Consider the following 15,073-nt stretch of genomic DNA (forward strand, 5'->3'; position numbering starts at 1 on the left):
GGTGTGGGGCGCGGGTCGGCGGGTCGGCGGGCGCGAGGCGCGGGCACGAGGCGCGAGCGCGAGGCGCGGGCACGAGGCGCGGGCGCGAGGCGCGACGGCGCGGGGCGGGCGGCAGGTGTGGGGCGCGGGTCGGCGGCCGCGAGGCGCGGGCGTGGGGTGCAGGTGCGGTCAGCTCAGGGGGAAGAGCGGCTGCCACTCCGCCAGTGTGGCGATCTCGTAGACGTTGGCGGGTGTGTACGGGTCTTTGGCCAGGATCTCGCGCAGTTCGGCCTCGTCGGCGACGTCGTACACGAGCAGCGCGCCGGTCTGGTCGGTGAACGGGCCGGCGCCGACCAGCTTGCCGGCTTCCTTGAGGGACGTCAGGTACTCCCGGTGGGCCGGACGGACCTCCATCCGGCGGTCGGTCTCGGCAAGATCGAAGCGCAGCTGCACGACATAAAGGGCCATGCCGAAAACCCTACACGGCCTGTAATACCGGGGAATCTGGTGCGGGAAGGGAGTCACGAGCCGCCACAGCGGCCGGTTCAGGTCAGACCCGAAAGTCGACGAGTGATCGCCCTTCCCGCCCGGTCATTTTCACTGGTGAAAGAGCCGGGATGCAAGGGGTCGGTTAAGGAAATTGCTGCGGACAGTTGAGTCAGGTAACGCTTGGTGATCGAACCGCCCTCGGCGTCGATCAGAGTACTGATGCAGCCGTACAGACCGTCACGCCGCTGCGTTGTCAAGGCCCGGTGACCCGAGTACGACGACAGCACGTCGAGGTATTGCGCGGTCGAATAGGTGAGATCCCGTTCGTACCGGCGGAACTCGACCGGCCGGAAGAGACCGGTCGCGTCGATCTCCGCGGAGTCCTGCGGAATCGCGTCCGCGGGCTGCAGGCCGGTCGTGTCGGCGTCGTCCATGAACCGGCGGTAACAGTCCATCAGCTGCTCGAACAACCGCACGCTGCCGCCGAGAACGTGCTCGGTCGACACCACGGCGAGCATCCCGCCCGGTCGCAGCAGCTGGGCGCACCGCTCGACCCGCGTCGCCGGGTCGAGCCAGTGGAACGCCGTCGCCGAGAGCACCAGGTCGTACGTCGCGGCCGGCAGCTCCCAGGTGTCGAAGTCGGCCTCGATCACCTCGACCTCGGGCAGGTTCCGCCGGGCCATCCCGGCAAGGTCCGGGCTGAGCTCGAGCGCCGTGACGGACCAGCCGCGTTCGACCATCGGCCGGGTCGCCTGGCCCGTCCCGGGCCCGATCTCCAGCACCCGGACCCGGTCCGGATTCCCGAGCAGCTCGGCGATGTCGTCGTACAGCGCAGGCGGATAGGTGGGTCTGACCCGGTCGTACAGCTCGGCGTCTTCTCCGAACGTCTGGCGCAGCTGCTCCCGGTTCATGCTCGCAGACTAGTGAGCACGAACCGGGAGGCGCCGCTGATTTTCAGTCGAGGGCCGACCGGCCCGCCTCCAGCCGCGCGACCGGGATCCGGAACGGCGAGCAGGACACGTAGTCCAGCCCCACCTCGTGGAAGAACTGGATGCTGTCCGGGTCGCCGCCGTGCTCACCGCAGATGCCGAGCTTGAGGTCGGGCTTGGTGGCGCGGCCGCGCTCGGCTCCGGTGCGGACGAGGGCGCCGACACCCTCGCGGTCGATCGACTCGAACGGCGACACGGCGAAGATGCCCTTCTCCAGGTAGCGGGAGAAGAACGCGCCCTCGACGTCGTCGCGGCTGAAGCCCCACGTGGTCTGGGTCAGGTCGTTGGTGCCGAACGAGAAGAAGTCGGCCGCCTCGGCGATCTGGTCGGCGATCACCGCCGCCCGCGGCAGTTCGATCATCGTGCCGATCGGGATCGACCACTCGACGCCCACCTCGGCGAGCACGGCTTCCACCTCGTCGCGGGCCAGGTGCAACTCCTGGACGGCGCCGACCAGCGGGATCATGATCTCGGGCCGCGGGTCCTTGCCCTGCCGCTTGAGCTCGACCGCCGCGGACGCGATCGCCCGGACTTGCATCGCGAACAGCCCCGGGATGACCAGGCCGAGCCGGACTCCGCGCAGGCCGAGCATCGGGTTCTCCTCGTGCAACCGCTCGACCGCGGTCAGCAGCGCAGCGTCGTGCCCGGGCTCCTGACCGCGTTCGCGGGCCAGCGCGACCTTGACCGCGAGCTCCTCCATCGACGGCAGGAACTCGTGCAGCGGCGGGTCGATCAGCCGGATCGTCACCGGCAGCCCGTCCATCGCGGCCAGCAGCTCGAGGAAGTCGTCGCGCTGCAACGGCTCCAGCTCGGCCAGCGCGGCCTCCCGCTCGGCGTCGTTGTCGGCCAGGATCAGCCTCTCGACCGACTCCCGCCGCTCGCCGAGGAACATGTGCTCGGTCCGGCACAGCCCGATCCCGGCAGCCCCGAACCTCCGGGCCCGGGCGGCGTCGTCGGCGGTGTCCGCGTTGGTCCGTACGCCGAGGCGGCGTACCTCGTCGGCGTGAGTGATCAGGCGGTGGACCGAGGCCACCAGCTCGTCACCGGCGTCCGGGGCCAGCGAGCCCTCGAAGTACTGGACGACCGGGGACGGGACGACCGGGACCTCACCCTTGAAGACCTCGCCGGTGGTGCCGTCGATCGAGATCGTCTGGCCCGCCTCGATCACCGTGCCGTTCACCTTGATGAGGCCCTGGGCAACGTTTACGTCGAGCTCCTCGGCACCGCAGACACAGGTCTTGCCCATGCCGCGGGCGACCACGGCCGCGTGCGAGGTCTTGCCGCCGCGGCTGGTCAGGATGCCCTGGGCGGCGATCATGCCGTGCAGGTCGTCCGGGTTCGTCTCCCGGCGGACCAGGATGACCTTCTCGCCCTTCTCGGCGGCCTCGACCGCGCCCGCCGAGGTGAACACGACCTTGCCCGTGGCGGCGCCCGGCGAGGCGCCGATCGCCTTGGTGATCCGCTCCTTGTCCGCGTCCGCGTCGAACCGCGGGAACATCAGCTGCGCGAGCTGCGCGCCCTTGACCCGCTTGAGCGCTTCGTCGGTGTCGATCACGCCCTCGTCGACCAGGCTGGTAGCAATCCGGAACGCCGCCGCCGCGGTCCGCTTGCCGACCCGGGTCTGCAGCATCCACAGCTTGCCGCGCTCGACGGTGAACTCGATGTCGCACAGGTCCCGGTAGTGTCCCTCGAGCTTGGCCATGATCGCCATCAGGTCGTCGTACGACGTCTTGTCGAGTTGCTCCAGGTCCGCCAGCGGGACGGTGTTGCGGATGCCGGCGACCACGTCCTCGCCCTGCGCGTTCTGCAGGTAGTCGCCGTACACGCCGGACTGGCCGGTGGCGGGGTCGCGGGTGAACGCGACGCCGGTACCGGAGTCCATGCCGAGGTTGCCGAACACCATCGAGCAGATGTTGACCGCGGTGCCGAGGTCGGTCGGGATCCGCTCCTGCCGGCGGTAGAGCACCGCGCGATCGGCGTTCCAGGACCGGAAGACGGCCTCGATCGCGAGGTCCATCTGAGTTCGCGGGTCCTGCGGGAACTCGCGGCCGGTGGCGTCGTGCACGGCCTTCTTGAACGTGTCGACGAGCGCCTTCAGGTCGTCGGCGTCCAGGTCGAGGTCGTTGCGGGTGCCCTTGGCCGCCTTGGCCGCCTCGATCGCGTCCTCGAAGATGTCGCCGTCCATGTCGAGCACGGTCTTGCCGAACATCTGGACGAGCCGCCGGTAGGCGTCCCAGGCGAACCGCGGGTTGCCTGACTGGTGCGCGAGCCCGTTCACCGAGTCGTCGTTGAGGCCGACGTTCAGGACGGTCTCCATCATCCCGGGCATCGACACGGCCGCTCCGGAACGGACCGACACCAGCAGCGGGTCGTCGGCCTGGCCGAGCTTCTTGCCCATCCTCTGCTGCAGCGCGTCGACGTGGTGGTCGATCTCGTCCGCGAGCTCCGGCGGCACCGACCCGGTGGCCAGGTACGCGCGGCAGGCTTCGGCGGTGATGGTGAAACCGGGTGGCACGGGAAGGCCGAGATTGGTCATCTCGGCCAGGTTCGCCCCCTTTCCGCCGAGCAGTTCCAACATCTCCTTGTTGCCTTCGGCGAAGTCGTAGACGAGTTTCGGCACGATCACTCCCTGGGTTTCAGTCGATCCAAGAGGCGCGGTGAGGTGGCCCGCTGGCCCATCGACTCCGGTGGCGGGGGCGTGCTTTCAGAGTAAGCCCAAAAACCAGTCCAGTTGAACACTGGTCTCACGATGTCGACGTGACTCTGCCCACAGGCCGAAGGCCGGAAAACCCTTCCCCTGTTGACAACGCGAGACAAACAGCGTGTTCAACGACGAATCACAGAACAGGCGCAGCAGTCGGCCTTTCTGCCGAGCGGACGGGATACGCCGGCCACCGCCGCTCTGACCGTCCGTCCGCCGCCACCCGGGCGATCCTGATCGTTGGCGTGAACAGCAAGCGGGGGCCTGGCACAGGTTATTTCCTGTGCCAGGCCCCCAGTGGTTGTGCAAGCCCGCTACAACTTGCGGCGGGTCCGCAGATAGTCGCCGACGACGGCCGCGCCGAGTCCGTCCAGGTCGGGCGCGAGCACCCGGCCGCCGCTGCGGCGGGCGAGCAGGTCGACGAAGGCGTTGAGCCGCGGGTCGTCACCGAGCCGGAAGACGGTCAGCGAGGCGCCGAGCTTGGCCAGCCGGTCCACCTCGAAGATCGTCTTGCGCAACGTGGCCGGCTCGGGCGGGTAGGAGAACTCCGCGATCCCGTCCGGCTCCAGGTGCGCGGTCGGCTCGCCGTCGGTCACCATCAGCACGACCGGCTGCGCGTCCGGATGACGGCGCAGGTGCCGGCCGGCCAGCAGCAGGGCGTGGTGCGCGTTCGTCCCCTGCTCCCAGGTGCCTTCCATCCCGATCAACTCCGGGAGCTCCACGACACCGGCGTACCGGCCGAAGGTGATCAGCTGGAGCGCGTCGTTGCGGTAGCGCGTCGAGATCAGCTGGTGCAGCGCGAGCGCCGTCCGCTTCATCGGCAGCCAGCGACCCTCCTGCACCATCGACCACGACGTGTCCACCAGCAACGCGACCGTGGCCCGCGCCCGGTGCTCGGTCTCGGCGATCTCCACGTCGGCCACGTCGAGCTTGACCGACCCACTGCGCGCAGCGGTTCGCAGTACGGCGTTCCGCACGGTCCGCGGCACGTCCCACGGCTGGGTGTCGCCGAACTGCCACTGCCGCGTGGACCCGCTCAACTCACCGGCGGCGCCGGCGTTGGCCGCGTCGCGTTCACCTGATCCCCGCGCAGTCCGCAGTACGTCGGCCAGCGCCGTCTGACCGAGTTGCCGCAGAGCCTTCGGCGACAACCGCAGGGACCCGTCGGGCGCACGCTCCAGCAACCCCTGGTCGCGAAGCTGCCGTTCGAGCTCGGTCAGCCGGCGCGCGTCGACCGTCGCCTCGTCACCGAGTTGCCGGGTGAGCGCGTCGAGGTCGATGTCCTCCAACCGCGCGCCCGGGTAGGACTGCGCCAACTGCTCGGCCAGCGCATCCAGCTCGGCGAGGTCGGACATCGCCCGCGCGCCCTCGGCGAGACCGAGCGGATCGTCACCGCTCATCCGCTCCGACCCGCTCCAGTCCTCCCCCGGCCGGAGCGTCTGCAGCTGCGAATCCAGCTGGGCCAGCTGCTGGGCCAGTTGGGAACTGCCGAACGCCTGCTGCGACAGCTCCATCAGCTCCGCCCGCTGCTCGGGCGTCATCGAGTTCATCATCCGCTGCGCCGCGGCCGCCCGCTGCGCGAGAACGTCGATCAGCTCGTCGACGTTCCGCGGATTCTCCGGGAAGAACTCGCCGTGCTCGGCCATGAACTCGGCGAACAGCTGCGGAACGTCCGGCCGTCCTTGCGCGTGCGCGGCCAGCAACGCGTTCAGGTCGGTCAGCATCTCGTTGATCCGGGCGACGTCCTCGGGCGTGGTCTGCTGCAGGGCCTCCTTCATGCCCTCGAACCGCGACCCGAGCAGTTCCCGGCCGAGCAGCTCCCGGATCTCCTCGTACTTCCGCCGCGCCTCCGACGACTCCCACTGGTAGTTGGCCAGCTCCCGGACCGCGGCCGCCGTCCCGGACGGGAGGGCGTCGAGCTCGGCCTCTTTGAAGCGGGCGTCGTCGGACGGGTTCGGGAACAGTTCCCGGCGCTCGGCCTCGAGTGCCTCGTCCAGCAGCCGCTGCACGTCCCGCAGCGTGCCGTCGAGGTTGTGCCGCCGCTGGATCTCGCGCCGGCGCTCCCACATCCTGCGGGTGAGGTCGTCCAGGCCCTGCGTACTGCGGGTGCCGCGCCGGAGCAGCTCCTCCAGCGCGGACCGCGGCGACGACCCGTTCATCACGTCACGGCCGATCTCGTCCAGCGCGTCGCGCAGGTCCACCGGCGCGGCGAGCGGATCCGGCCCGTCGTGCCACGGACCGTACGACCAGCCCTCCGGTATGGACGCGGTCACGTCAGGCCCCGTACACCGTGGTGTCGTTGTCGGCGTCCTTCGCGACCCGTTTGGACAGGTAGAGCGCCTCCAGCGCGAGCTCGACGGCGGCGGCGATCCGGCCGGGAGACTCGTCCGGATCGACACCGGCCCGGGCAGCCACGTCGTGCAGAACCGGCAGCTCGGGCAACGCCGCGAGCACGTCCCGGCCGGGCACACGCTCACCCGTGGTCACCGAGTTGCCGCAGGCAATCGCATGCGCGAGCGGGCCGAGGTCGAGACCGGCGAACCGCTCACGCGCGGTGTCGGCCACCGACCGGCGCAACAGGTACTCGAGCAACTCGATCTCGCGTCCCTCCTCACCCGGCTCGAACTCGAGCTTGCCCCGCAGTACGGCGGGCACCGCCTCCAGGTCGACCGGGCGGGCGACGGCCGGCTCCTCACCGGTGATCGCACTCCGGCGCAGCGCGGCCGCGGCGATCGTCTCGGCCGCGGCCACCGCGAACCGGGCCGACACGCCCGAGCGCTGGTCGATCGCGTTCGACTCGCGCAGGTGCCGGACGAACCGGGCCAGCACCTCCAGCAACGGTTCGCCGACCTCGGCGGTGAACTCGGCCTCCTGCCGGATCACGTCCACCTCGGCCTCGATGTCGAGCGGGTAGTGGGTCCGGACCTCGGCCCCGAACCGGTCCTTCAGCGGGGTGATGATCCGGCCGCGGTTGGTGTAGTCCTCCGGGTTGGCGGTTGCCACCAGCAACACGTCGAGCGGCAGCCGGAGCGTGTACCCGCGGACCTGGATGTCGCGTTCCTCCATCACGTTCAGCAGCGCGACCTGGATCCGCTCGGCCAGGTCCGGCAGCTCGTTGATCGCGACGATCCCGCGGTGCGACCGCGGCACCAGACCGAAGTGGATGGTCTCCGGATCGCCGAGGCTGCGACCCTCGGCCACCTTCACCGGGTCCACGTCGCCGATCAGGTCACCGACGGACGTGTCCGGGGTCGCGAGCTTCTCGGCGTACCGCAGGTCGCGGTGCAGCCAGGCGACCGGGAGGTCGTCGCCGAGCTCGGCGGCCCGGCGCCGGGAGGCGGGGGTGATCGGGTCGAGCGGGTGCTCGGGCAGCTCGGCTCCCTCGATCACCGGGGTCCACTCGTCCAGCAGGCCGACGAGGGTGCGCAGCAGCCGGGTCTTGCCCTGACCGCGTTCACCCAGCAGTACGACGTCGTGCCCCGCGAGCAGGGCGCGTTCGAGTTGCGGAATCACTGTGCGGGTGAACCCGACGATCCCGGGCCAGGGATCACGCCCGGCCCGGAGCTCCTTCAGCAGGTTGTCACGGATCTCGGTCTTGATCGACCGTGGTAGATACCCGGCGGCCCGGAGGTCACCGGCCTTACGGGGAAGTTCAGCAGGTGCACTAGTCACCCTGACGACGTTAGCTCGGTCACCCCAAACCGCACACGCGTTGTCTCAGCGCCTGGGGGTGATCCGGCCGGAGGTGAACACGTGGGTCGGGGTGAAGGTGACCGGGACCCACGGATGCGTCGGCGACTCCCGGGTGACGAAGTGGTTGCCGTCGGCGGGCAGTGCCGGACGCAGCTCGTACTCGTGCACCGGCTCCTCCGCGAACGCCAGCCGCTCCCCCGTCGCCTCGTAGCGCATCACCAATCCCTCGTCCCGCCGTACGACGTCCAGCCGCACGCCGGCGCGTTCGTACCGGCCGACGTGCCGGTCGTCGATCAGGAGGCGGACGGGTTGCGGCGGCTCCGGATGAGCGACGCCGACGTAGTGCGCGAACACCTCGGAGGCGAGCGGCTCGAACAGCGTGGTGCCGTTGCCCGAGTTGGTCAGCAGACACATCGCCAGCCGGGCCTCGGGGTCGATCCGGAGGAAGGCCAGCTGCGAGATCGTCGTCCCGTCGTGGCCGAAGAGAGTTCGCCCGCCCCAGTCGTAGATCCGCCAGGCCAGTCCGAGGTTCGTGAAGCCGCCGATCCCGCCGGCGTACGGGACCTGCGGCTCTTGCATGGCCGCGTACCGCTCGTCGTCCAGGTGGATCCGGGCGAACTGCAGCAGGTCCGACGCACTCTGCGTGACCAGCCCGGCCGGACCGATGCTGCGTGGGAGCTGCCACGTCCTGACCGGCGTACCGTCGGTCAGCAAGTGGCCGAGCGCGGCCCGGTGCAGGATCGCCTCCTCCGGCAACGTGACCGTCCTCGTCAGCCCGAGCGGCTCGACCAGCCGGGCCTTGAGCGACTCGTCCCACGTCCGGCCGTCGAGCACCTCGACGATCCGGCCGAGCACGACGTAGCCCGCGTTGCAGTACGAGTACGCCGTACCGGGCTCGAACAGGCTGTCCACGTCGCCGAGCAGGGCGACGTACTTGCGCACGCAGTCGTCGCCGCGGCCGGTGTCGGTGAACACGTCGCCGTCGATCCCACTGGTGTGCGTGAGCAGGTGACGGACCGTGACCCGCGGGTCAATCGGTGCCTCAGGCAACAATTTGACCACCGCGTCGTCCAGGTCGAGCTTCTGCTCGGCCGCCAGCTGGACGATCATCGTCGCGGTCCACGGTTTGCTGATCGAGCCGATCTGGAAGACCGAGTCGGCGGTCGTCCCGACCCCGGTCGCCGCGTTCAGGACGCCGTACGGCGCGATCGTGGTCTCACCGTCGTGCCAGATCCCGAGTACCGCCCCCGGGACCTCCGCCGCCACCGCCAGTTCAGTCAACCGCGCAGACCAGTCAGGCATGACCCCAACCTACTTGGCCACCTTCGCCGGCAGTCGGCGGAGTGCGGCCCAAACGGCCGTCTCGTCGAGCCGCTGGTGCGGGGCAGTCCGCTGATCGTCGCCGCCAACTGCTGGATAGGCTGGGCCGCGTGCAGTCCCTTCCGGATGTGATCGACAGTGGCCTGCGGGTGTTGTTCTGCGGGATCAACCCCGGTCTGATGTCCGCCGCGACCGGCCACCACTTCGCCCGGCCCGGCAACAGGTTCTGGCCGGCGCTGCACCTCAGCGGGTTCACACCCCGGCAGCTCGCGCCGTCGGAGCAGTTCGAGTTGCTGTCCTACCGGCTGGGTATCACCAACGTCGTCGATCGTCCGTCCGCGCGGGCCGACGAACTGACCCGCGCGGAGTACGTCGCCGGCGGCGAGAACCTGGTGGACAAGGTCCTTCGCTATCAGCCGATGTGGCTCGCCGTCGTCGGGATCACGGCGTACCGGGACGCCTTCGGTGACCGGACGGCGCGAATGGGCAAGCAGGACCGGGTCATCGGCGAGACGCGCGTCTGGATCCTGCCCAACCCGAGCGGGCTGAACGCTCACTACACGCTCCCCAGGCTCGCCGACGCCTTCGCCGAACTCGCGCAGGTCAGTTGAGCGCCGTCCGCAGGGTCGAGATCGCCAGGTCGATGGCGGTGTTCGCGGCGTAGGTGTCGCGCAGCGCGTCCAGCATGACGAAGTCGTGGATGATCGCGGCGAACCGGACGGCGGTCGTCGGCACCCCCGCCTCGAGCAGCTTGGCGGCGTACGCCTCACCCTCGTCGCGCAGGACGTCGGCCTCGCCGGTGATCACCAGCGCCGGCGGCAGGCCGGCCAGCTGCTCGGTCGTCGCCCGGAGCGGGGACGCGGTGATCTGGTTCCGCTCCTGCTCGTCGGTCGTGTACTGGTCCCAGAACCACTTCATCCCGTCGCGCATGAGGAAGTAGCCCTCGGCGAACTGCTTGTACGAGTCGGTGTCGAACGACGCGTCGGTGACCGGGTAGAACAGCACCTGCTGGACGAACTTCACGTCACCGCGCTCCTTGGCGAGCAGCGTGACGGCCGCGGTCAGGTTGCCGCCGACGGAGTCGCCGGCGATCGCCAGCCGGTTCGCGTCCAGGCCGTGCTCCTTGCCTGAGGCAATGATCCAGCGGGCGACCGCGTAGTTCTGCTCGAGCGCGTGCGGGTAGCGGACCTCGGGCGACAGGTCGTACTCCGGGAACACGACGGCCGCCCCGGCACCGACGGCGAGCTCGCGGACCAGCCGGTCGTGGGTGTGCGAGTTGCCGAACACCCAACCGGCGCCGTGGATGTACAGCACGACCGGCAGGACCCCGGTCGCGCCCTTCGGCTTGACGATCCGCGCTTTCGTTCCGTCGGCGGCGGTCACCCACTCCTCGTCGACCTCGGGCTTCGGGTAGTCGGTGGTCTGCACCTCGTCGACGAGCTTCCGACCCTCGGTGGGCGGCAGTTCGAACAGGAACGGCGGCTTCGCGGTCGCGTCGGCGAAGGCCTGGGCAGCGGGCTCGAGAACAGTCATCGGAATCTCCTCCTGGCCGGAGAACGGGCGTTCTCCTCGATCTCCTGTACTCTAGGAGAACGATGGTTCTCCGCGCAAGCATCGTGGCGCGGATCACTGCAGGCCGGAGGGGACGAGACGATGGCGATGGACACGGACACCGCGCAGCGGCAGGTGCTGGACGCGGCGGACGGGTTGTTCTACGAGCGCGGTGTCCAGGCGGTCGGGATGGACGCGATCCGGACCGCGTCCGGGGTGTCGCTGAAGCGGCTGTACCAGCTGTTCCCGTCCAAGGACGCGCTGATCGAGGCGTACCTGGATCGTCGCGACGCACTCTGGAAGTCGATGCTCGCCGACCACGTCGACGCGGCCACCGATCCCCGCGAGCGCATCCTGGCGGTCTTCGACTTCCTGGACGACTGGTTCCGGCAACGCGACTTCCGCGGCTGCGCGTTCATCAACTCGTTCGGTGAGCTGGGAACGGTCTCGCCTCGCGTCGCCGAGTTGGCGATGCAGCACAAGGAGGGCTTCCGGCAGGCGCTGACCGAGTTGTCGAAGGCCGCCGGCGCCGCCGATCCGGAGCGTCTGGCCGACCACCTCATCCTGCTCAGCGAGGGTGCGATCACCCGGTCCGCGATCTCCGGCTCCCCCGACCCCGCGCTGCGTGCGCGCGAGGCCGCCGTACTGCTGCTGGACGCGACCCTGCCGCGCGACTGACACCCACGCTCGGCAGGTGTGGGCATGACCCCCACCACCGCCCCGGAGCGCTCACCCGTCGTCCTTCTCGGGAGCGTGGCCGCCGTGAAGACCCCCGCCGGGCCGGCCCCGGGACCGCCTACTCCTTACGCTCTTCCTTCTCCGCGGCTTCCTTGGCTCGTTTGCGGCGCTTGCCCTCGTGCATGGCCGCGACCCGGGCAACGGGAATCGCGCGACCTTCCTCCAGCAGGTCCTCGGGCAGCGACTGTGGAGCCGGGAGCTGTTCGGCCCACCGATCCGCGTCACCCAGCAGACCCGGAGCAGTCCGAACCGTGAAGTCGCGCGGAGTCACCCGGTCGAGATCGTCCCACCCCACCGGAAACGACACCGTCGTACCAGGACGGACCCGAGGACTGTACGCAGCGACCACCGTCGCTCCCCCGGAGCGCGTCGAGTCGACGAACACCTTCCCGTGCCGGTCCTCCTTGATGTACGCCGTCGTCGCGACGTCCGCGTCGACCCGCTCGGCCCGCGCCGCGATCGCCCGGGTCGCCGCCGCCGCGTCCTCGATCGACACCGACTCGTCGATCGGCACGAACACGTGCACGCCCTTCGCCCCACTCGTCTTCACCGCGCCGGCCAGCCCGGAGTCGGCCAACGCCTGGCGGACCAGGAACGCCGCCTGCACCGCCATCGAGAACGTCTCACCCTCCGGCGGGTCGAGGTCGAGCACCAGGTGAGTGACGCGATCCCACCGCTCGGCTCGCATCAACGTCGGGTGGTACTCGACCGCCCGCTGGTTCGCGAACCACAGCAGCGTCCGCCGGTCGTCGCACAACGCGTACGACACCTCCCGCTTGGACGCCTCCGCCCAGACCGAGACCGTCTTCACCCACTCGGGCGTGTACTTCGGCACGTTCTTCTGCATGAACGCCGGCTGTCCGGGCCGGATCCGGATCACCGAGAGCGGCCGCTCTCGCAGTTCCGGCAGGATCCGCTCGTGCACGGCGTCCAGGTAGTCGACCAGATCCCGCTTGGTCGCGTCGGCGTCGTCGAACAACGGCTGATCCAGATTGGTCAGCGCTACCCCGTCCCGCGTCTCGTCCGGCTTGCTCGCCATCCCCAGAGCTTAGAAGCGGGCGAGTCCACGGGGAACCGTCAGCGGATGAGCTGCGGCTTCGGGAGGTTGCCGCAGGAGCCGCCGCGGTGCTTCGGGCTGACCGTCACGGTGTGGCCGAGGTCGTTGTAACCGGTCGCGGCCTGCCAGGTGCCGGTGTTGGCGAGCTGGATCGCGTACGCCGAGTTGTAGGTCTCGGTCGTCCCGGGCATGCGGGCCTGGGACTGCAGGCGAGGAGCCGGGTCGGCGAGGTTGAGCAGCAGCCGGTAGCGACCCGGCACGGCGGGCGCGCAGACCTTCTGCTCGAGCTCGGTGGTCGTGCCGGCACCCCACAACCGCGGATCGGCGGGCAGCGTCACCCGGTAGCTGTGCTCGTCGCCCTGGAAGATCAGCTGGACCTGCCGCGGGTTGTACGGCGCGGCCCACCCGTCGTTGCGGATCCCCAGGTCGAGCTCGACCGTGCCGCGCGGCTTGGCCGTGTCCGTGAAGGTTCCCTGTGTCAGCGCGAACCGGTAGCCGAGCCGTTGCTCGGCGATAGCGATGTTGTCGCCCCAGCTGTCCAGCACGTCCTGGTTGTAGTCGGTGTTCAGGTAGGAGAAGTGCAGCCGGGCCATCTCCGCGGCCGCCGACTCCCACTCCGACCTCGGCGGGTTGACCGCGCAGGTCTCACCGCCCCCGGGCAGATAGTTGGTGTCCTGGGCAACGAAATCCTTGTCCAGCTCGATCGGGTCGCTGAGGTAGGTGCCGAAGTCGTCCGGGCTGGCCAGGAAGCAGTCGTTGTGGTGTCCGACCCGGGCCACCGGCGTACCGTCGTACGCCTGCTCCGCGGTCAGTCCCCCCTCGGCCCCGGTCGGTACGCCGAGCATCCGCTGCTTCATGTACGGCGTTCGTACCTGGATCATCCGGTCCGTCGGGAGCGCCTCCAGCAACGCCATGACCACCGCGCGGCGGTCGGCCCAGTTCTGGTCCGACACCTGGCTCGGGTCCTGCGGGTCGGCGAAGTGGTCGGTGTAGTACCCCTCGCCCCACAGTCCGACGAAGCCGGACTGCACGACCGCGATCACGTCGGCGTTCTCCCGCAGGACCGGCGTGAGTCGAGCGATGTGCTTCAGGACGCGGTCGACCGGTGCGTCGCCGTAGGGGATGGTGGGCGGCCAGCCGGGCGGCTGGGCGTACGCGAACCGGACGATCGCCTTCACGCCGGCCGCGCGGATCGTGCGGAAGTCGGCGCGGACCAGCTCGAGGTACGCCGGGTCGACCTCGTCCTGGGTCGCGAACTTCTCCAGGTAGAAGACCCGCAGAATCTGGGTGATGTTCTCCTGCGTCCGGTAACCGCGCAGGGTGGCCGCGTCGAGCGGCGTGTACCCCGTGCCGTCGGCGCGGTAGTGCGTCTCGGTGTGGTGGTAGAAACCGCGCTCCGGGTTCGCGACCACGGCGTCGGTCGGCGGGTAGCCGCGGGTCGTGTCCGACCCGGTGCCGTGGGCCGCCGCGGCCTGCGGCGCGAACAACAGACTGACGATGGCAACCAGCGTGACGAGCCGTCTCATGATCGGTCCTCCCGGGCGTCCTGTGACCGTGGGAATAATCATGGACTCCAGGAAAACTATGTCAAGAGCTCAGCGCCGTCCACCGTCAGCTTCCCGTCGTACCGAGTGGCCTCGACCTCCTCGAGCGCGAGCCGGACGGCCCCGAGCGCCACTCCCTCGTCGCCGAACTCCGACACCCGGATCTCCGGCGTCCGCAGGCACCAGCGATCCAGCTCCCGGCGCAGCGGCTCGACCAGTACGTCGGCCGACCGGGAGAACCCACCACCGATCACCACCAACTCCGGATCCAGCGTGAGCACAAGTGCGGACGCTCCCACCGCGATGTCGCGCACGTACCCACGAACCGCCCGGACCGCGGCCCGGTCCCCGTCCCGCGCGGCCAGGAACACCGGCTCGACGTCATCGCTGTGGCGACCGGCGTCCGGGTCTAGGTGCCCGGCGTCCAGCCAGTCGTTCAGATGCTGCGGCGCCCGCAGCCAGCCCGCCGCGGGCAGCGCGCCGATCTCGCCGGCGGCATTGGAGAAACCACGGTGCAGCCTGCCGTCGATGATCAGCCCGGCGCCGGTCCGCAGCCCGGCGAGCAGGAACACCACGTTCCGCGCGTGCCGGGCGACGCCACGCCACGACTCCGCGAGCGCGGCGAGTTTGCAGTCGTTCTCCACCCGCACAGGTCCGGCCACGAGCCGCCGGAGATGACCGGCCAGATCGACCCCGGTCCACTCCGGCACGGAGTCCGACAACATCACCTTGCCGGTCCCGTCCACCAGCCCGGTCGTCGCCACCCCCGTCGACCACACCTGGTCCGGCCGGACCCCCGCCGTGGCCAGCGTCCGGTTCACGCAGTCGTCGAGCGTCGCCAGCCGTTCCCGCCGCCCGCTCCGCGGACTCACCGCCACCCGGGTCTGCTGCAGCACGACCCCTTCGAGGTCGGTGACCATGGCAAGGACCTTGTGCCCGCCGACATCGACGCCGAGGATCCGTCCGGCATCCGCCCTGAACCGGTACCGCCGGGCCGGCCGCCCCACCGTCC

General features: G+C 70.0%; 12 protein-coding genes. 2 read left to right on the forward strand and 10 right to left on the reverse strand.

Going from position 1 to position 15,073, the window contains the following annotated elements:
- Positions 1-168: 168 nt before the first annotated feature.
- The 6 genes from E1218_RS29865 to E1218_RS29890 all read right to left on the reverse strand — a co-directional run bounded on the left by E1218_RS29865 (position 169) and on the right by E1218_RS29890 (position 9,153).
- A complete protein-coding gene (locus E1218_RS29865; protein WP_132326271.1) occupies positions 169-447 on the reverse strand; it encodes a YciI family protein in 279 nt (92 codons plus the stop codon).
- 77 nt (positions 448-524) lie between these two features.
- Entirely contained in the window at positions 525-1,379 is an 855-nt protein-coding gene (locus tag E1218_RS29870) for a class I SAM-dependent methyltransferase (RefSeq protein ID WP_132326273.1), read from the reverse strand.
- A gap of 43 nt (positions 1,380-1,422) precedes the next feature.
- Complete coding sequence (ppdK, locus tag E1218_RS29875; protein ID WP_132326275.1) at positions 1,423-4,077, reverse strand: pyruvate, phosphate dikinase; 2,655 nt, start codon at positions 4,075-4,077, stop codon at positions 1,423-1,425.
- A 395-nt stretch (positions 4,078-4,472) separates the two neighbouring features.
- Positions 4,473-6,431 carry a vWA domain-containing protein gene (locus E1218_RS29880; protein ID WP_132326277.1) on the reverse strand — a complete coding sequence of 653 codons (1,959 nt, stop codon included), beginning with the start codon at positions 6,429-6,431 and terminating at the stop codon, positions 4,473-4,475.
- A gap of 1 nt (position 6,432) precedes the next feature.
- Complete coding sequence (locus E1218_RS29885) at positions 6,433-7,830, reverse strand: sigma 54-interacting transcriptional regulator (RefSeq protein WP_132326279.1); 1,398 nt, start codon at positions 7,828-7,830, stop codon at positions 6,433-6,435.
- Positions 7,831-7,875: 45 nt separating this feature from the next.
- A complete protein-coding gene (locus E1218_RS29890; RefSeq protein WP_132326281.1) occupies positions 7,876-9,153 on the reverse strand; it encodes a serine hydrolase domain-containing protein in 1,278 nt (425 codons plus the stop codon).
- A 128-nt stretch (positions 9,154-9,281) separates the two neighbouring features.
- Between E1218_RS29890 and mug the strand changes: the two genes are divergently transcribed.
- Positions 9,282-9,782: a G/U mismatch-specific DNA glycosylase gene (gene mug, locus E1218_RS29895; RefSeq protein WP_202866266.1), complete on the forward strand. Its 501-nt coding sequence runs from the start codon at positions 9,282-9,284 to the stop codon at positions 9,780-9,782.
- Here the strand turns inward: mug and E1218_RS29900 are convergent.
- Entirely contained in the window at positions 9,775-10,704 is a 930-nt protein-coding gene (locus E1218_RS29900) for an alpha/beta hydrolase (RefSeq protein ID WP_132326283.1), read from the reverse strand. The two genes, mug and E1218_RS29900, sit on opposite strands and share 8 nt — an antisense overlap.
- A 120-nt stretch (positions 10,705-10,824) precedes the next feature.
- Here E1218_RS29900 and E1218_RS29905 point away from each other — a divergent pair, with 120 nt between their 5' ends.
- Complete coding sequence (locus tag E1218_RS29905) at positions 10,825-11,400, forward strand: TetR/AcrR family transcriptional regulator (protein WP_132326285.1); 576 nt, start codon at positions 10,825-10,827, stop codon at positions 11,398-11,400.
- Positions 11,401-11,518: 118 nt separating this feature from the next.
- Here E1218_RS29905 and ligD read toward each other — a convergent pair whose 3' ends face one another.
- The 3 genes from ligD to E1218_RS29920 all read right to left on the reverse strand — a co-directional run.
- The gene (gene ligD, locus E1218_RS29910; protein WP_132326287.1) at positions 11,519-12,499 is read right to left on the reverse strand and encodes a non-homologous end-joining DNA ligase; all 981 of its coding nucleotides are present in this window, start codon (positions 12,497-12,499) and stop codon (positions 11,519-11,521) included.
- A 38-nt stretch (positions 12,500-12,537) separates the two neighbouring features.
- Complete coding sequence (locus E1218_RS29915) at positions 12,538-14,043, reverse strand: DUF4832 domain-containing protein (RefSeq protein ID WP_132326289.1); 1,506 nt, start codon at positions 14,041-14,043, stop codon at positions 12,538-12,540.
- A 56-nt stretch (positions 14,044-14,099) separates the two neighbouring features.
- On the reverse strand, positions 14,100-15,073 hold a 974-nt coding region (locus E1218_RS29920; RefSeq protein ID WP_132326291.1), incomplete at its 5' end, for an ROK family protein.

Source organism: Kribbella turkmenica (assembly GCF_004348725.1).
Lineage (GTDB): Bacteria > Actinomycetota > Actinomycetes > Propionibacteriales > Kribbellaceae > Kribbella > Kribbella turkmenica.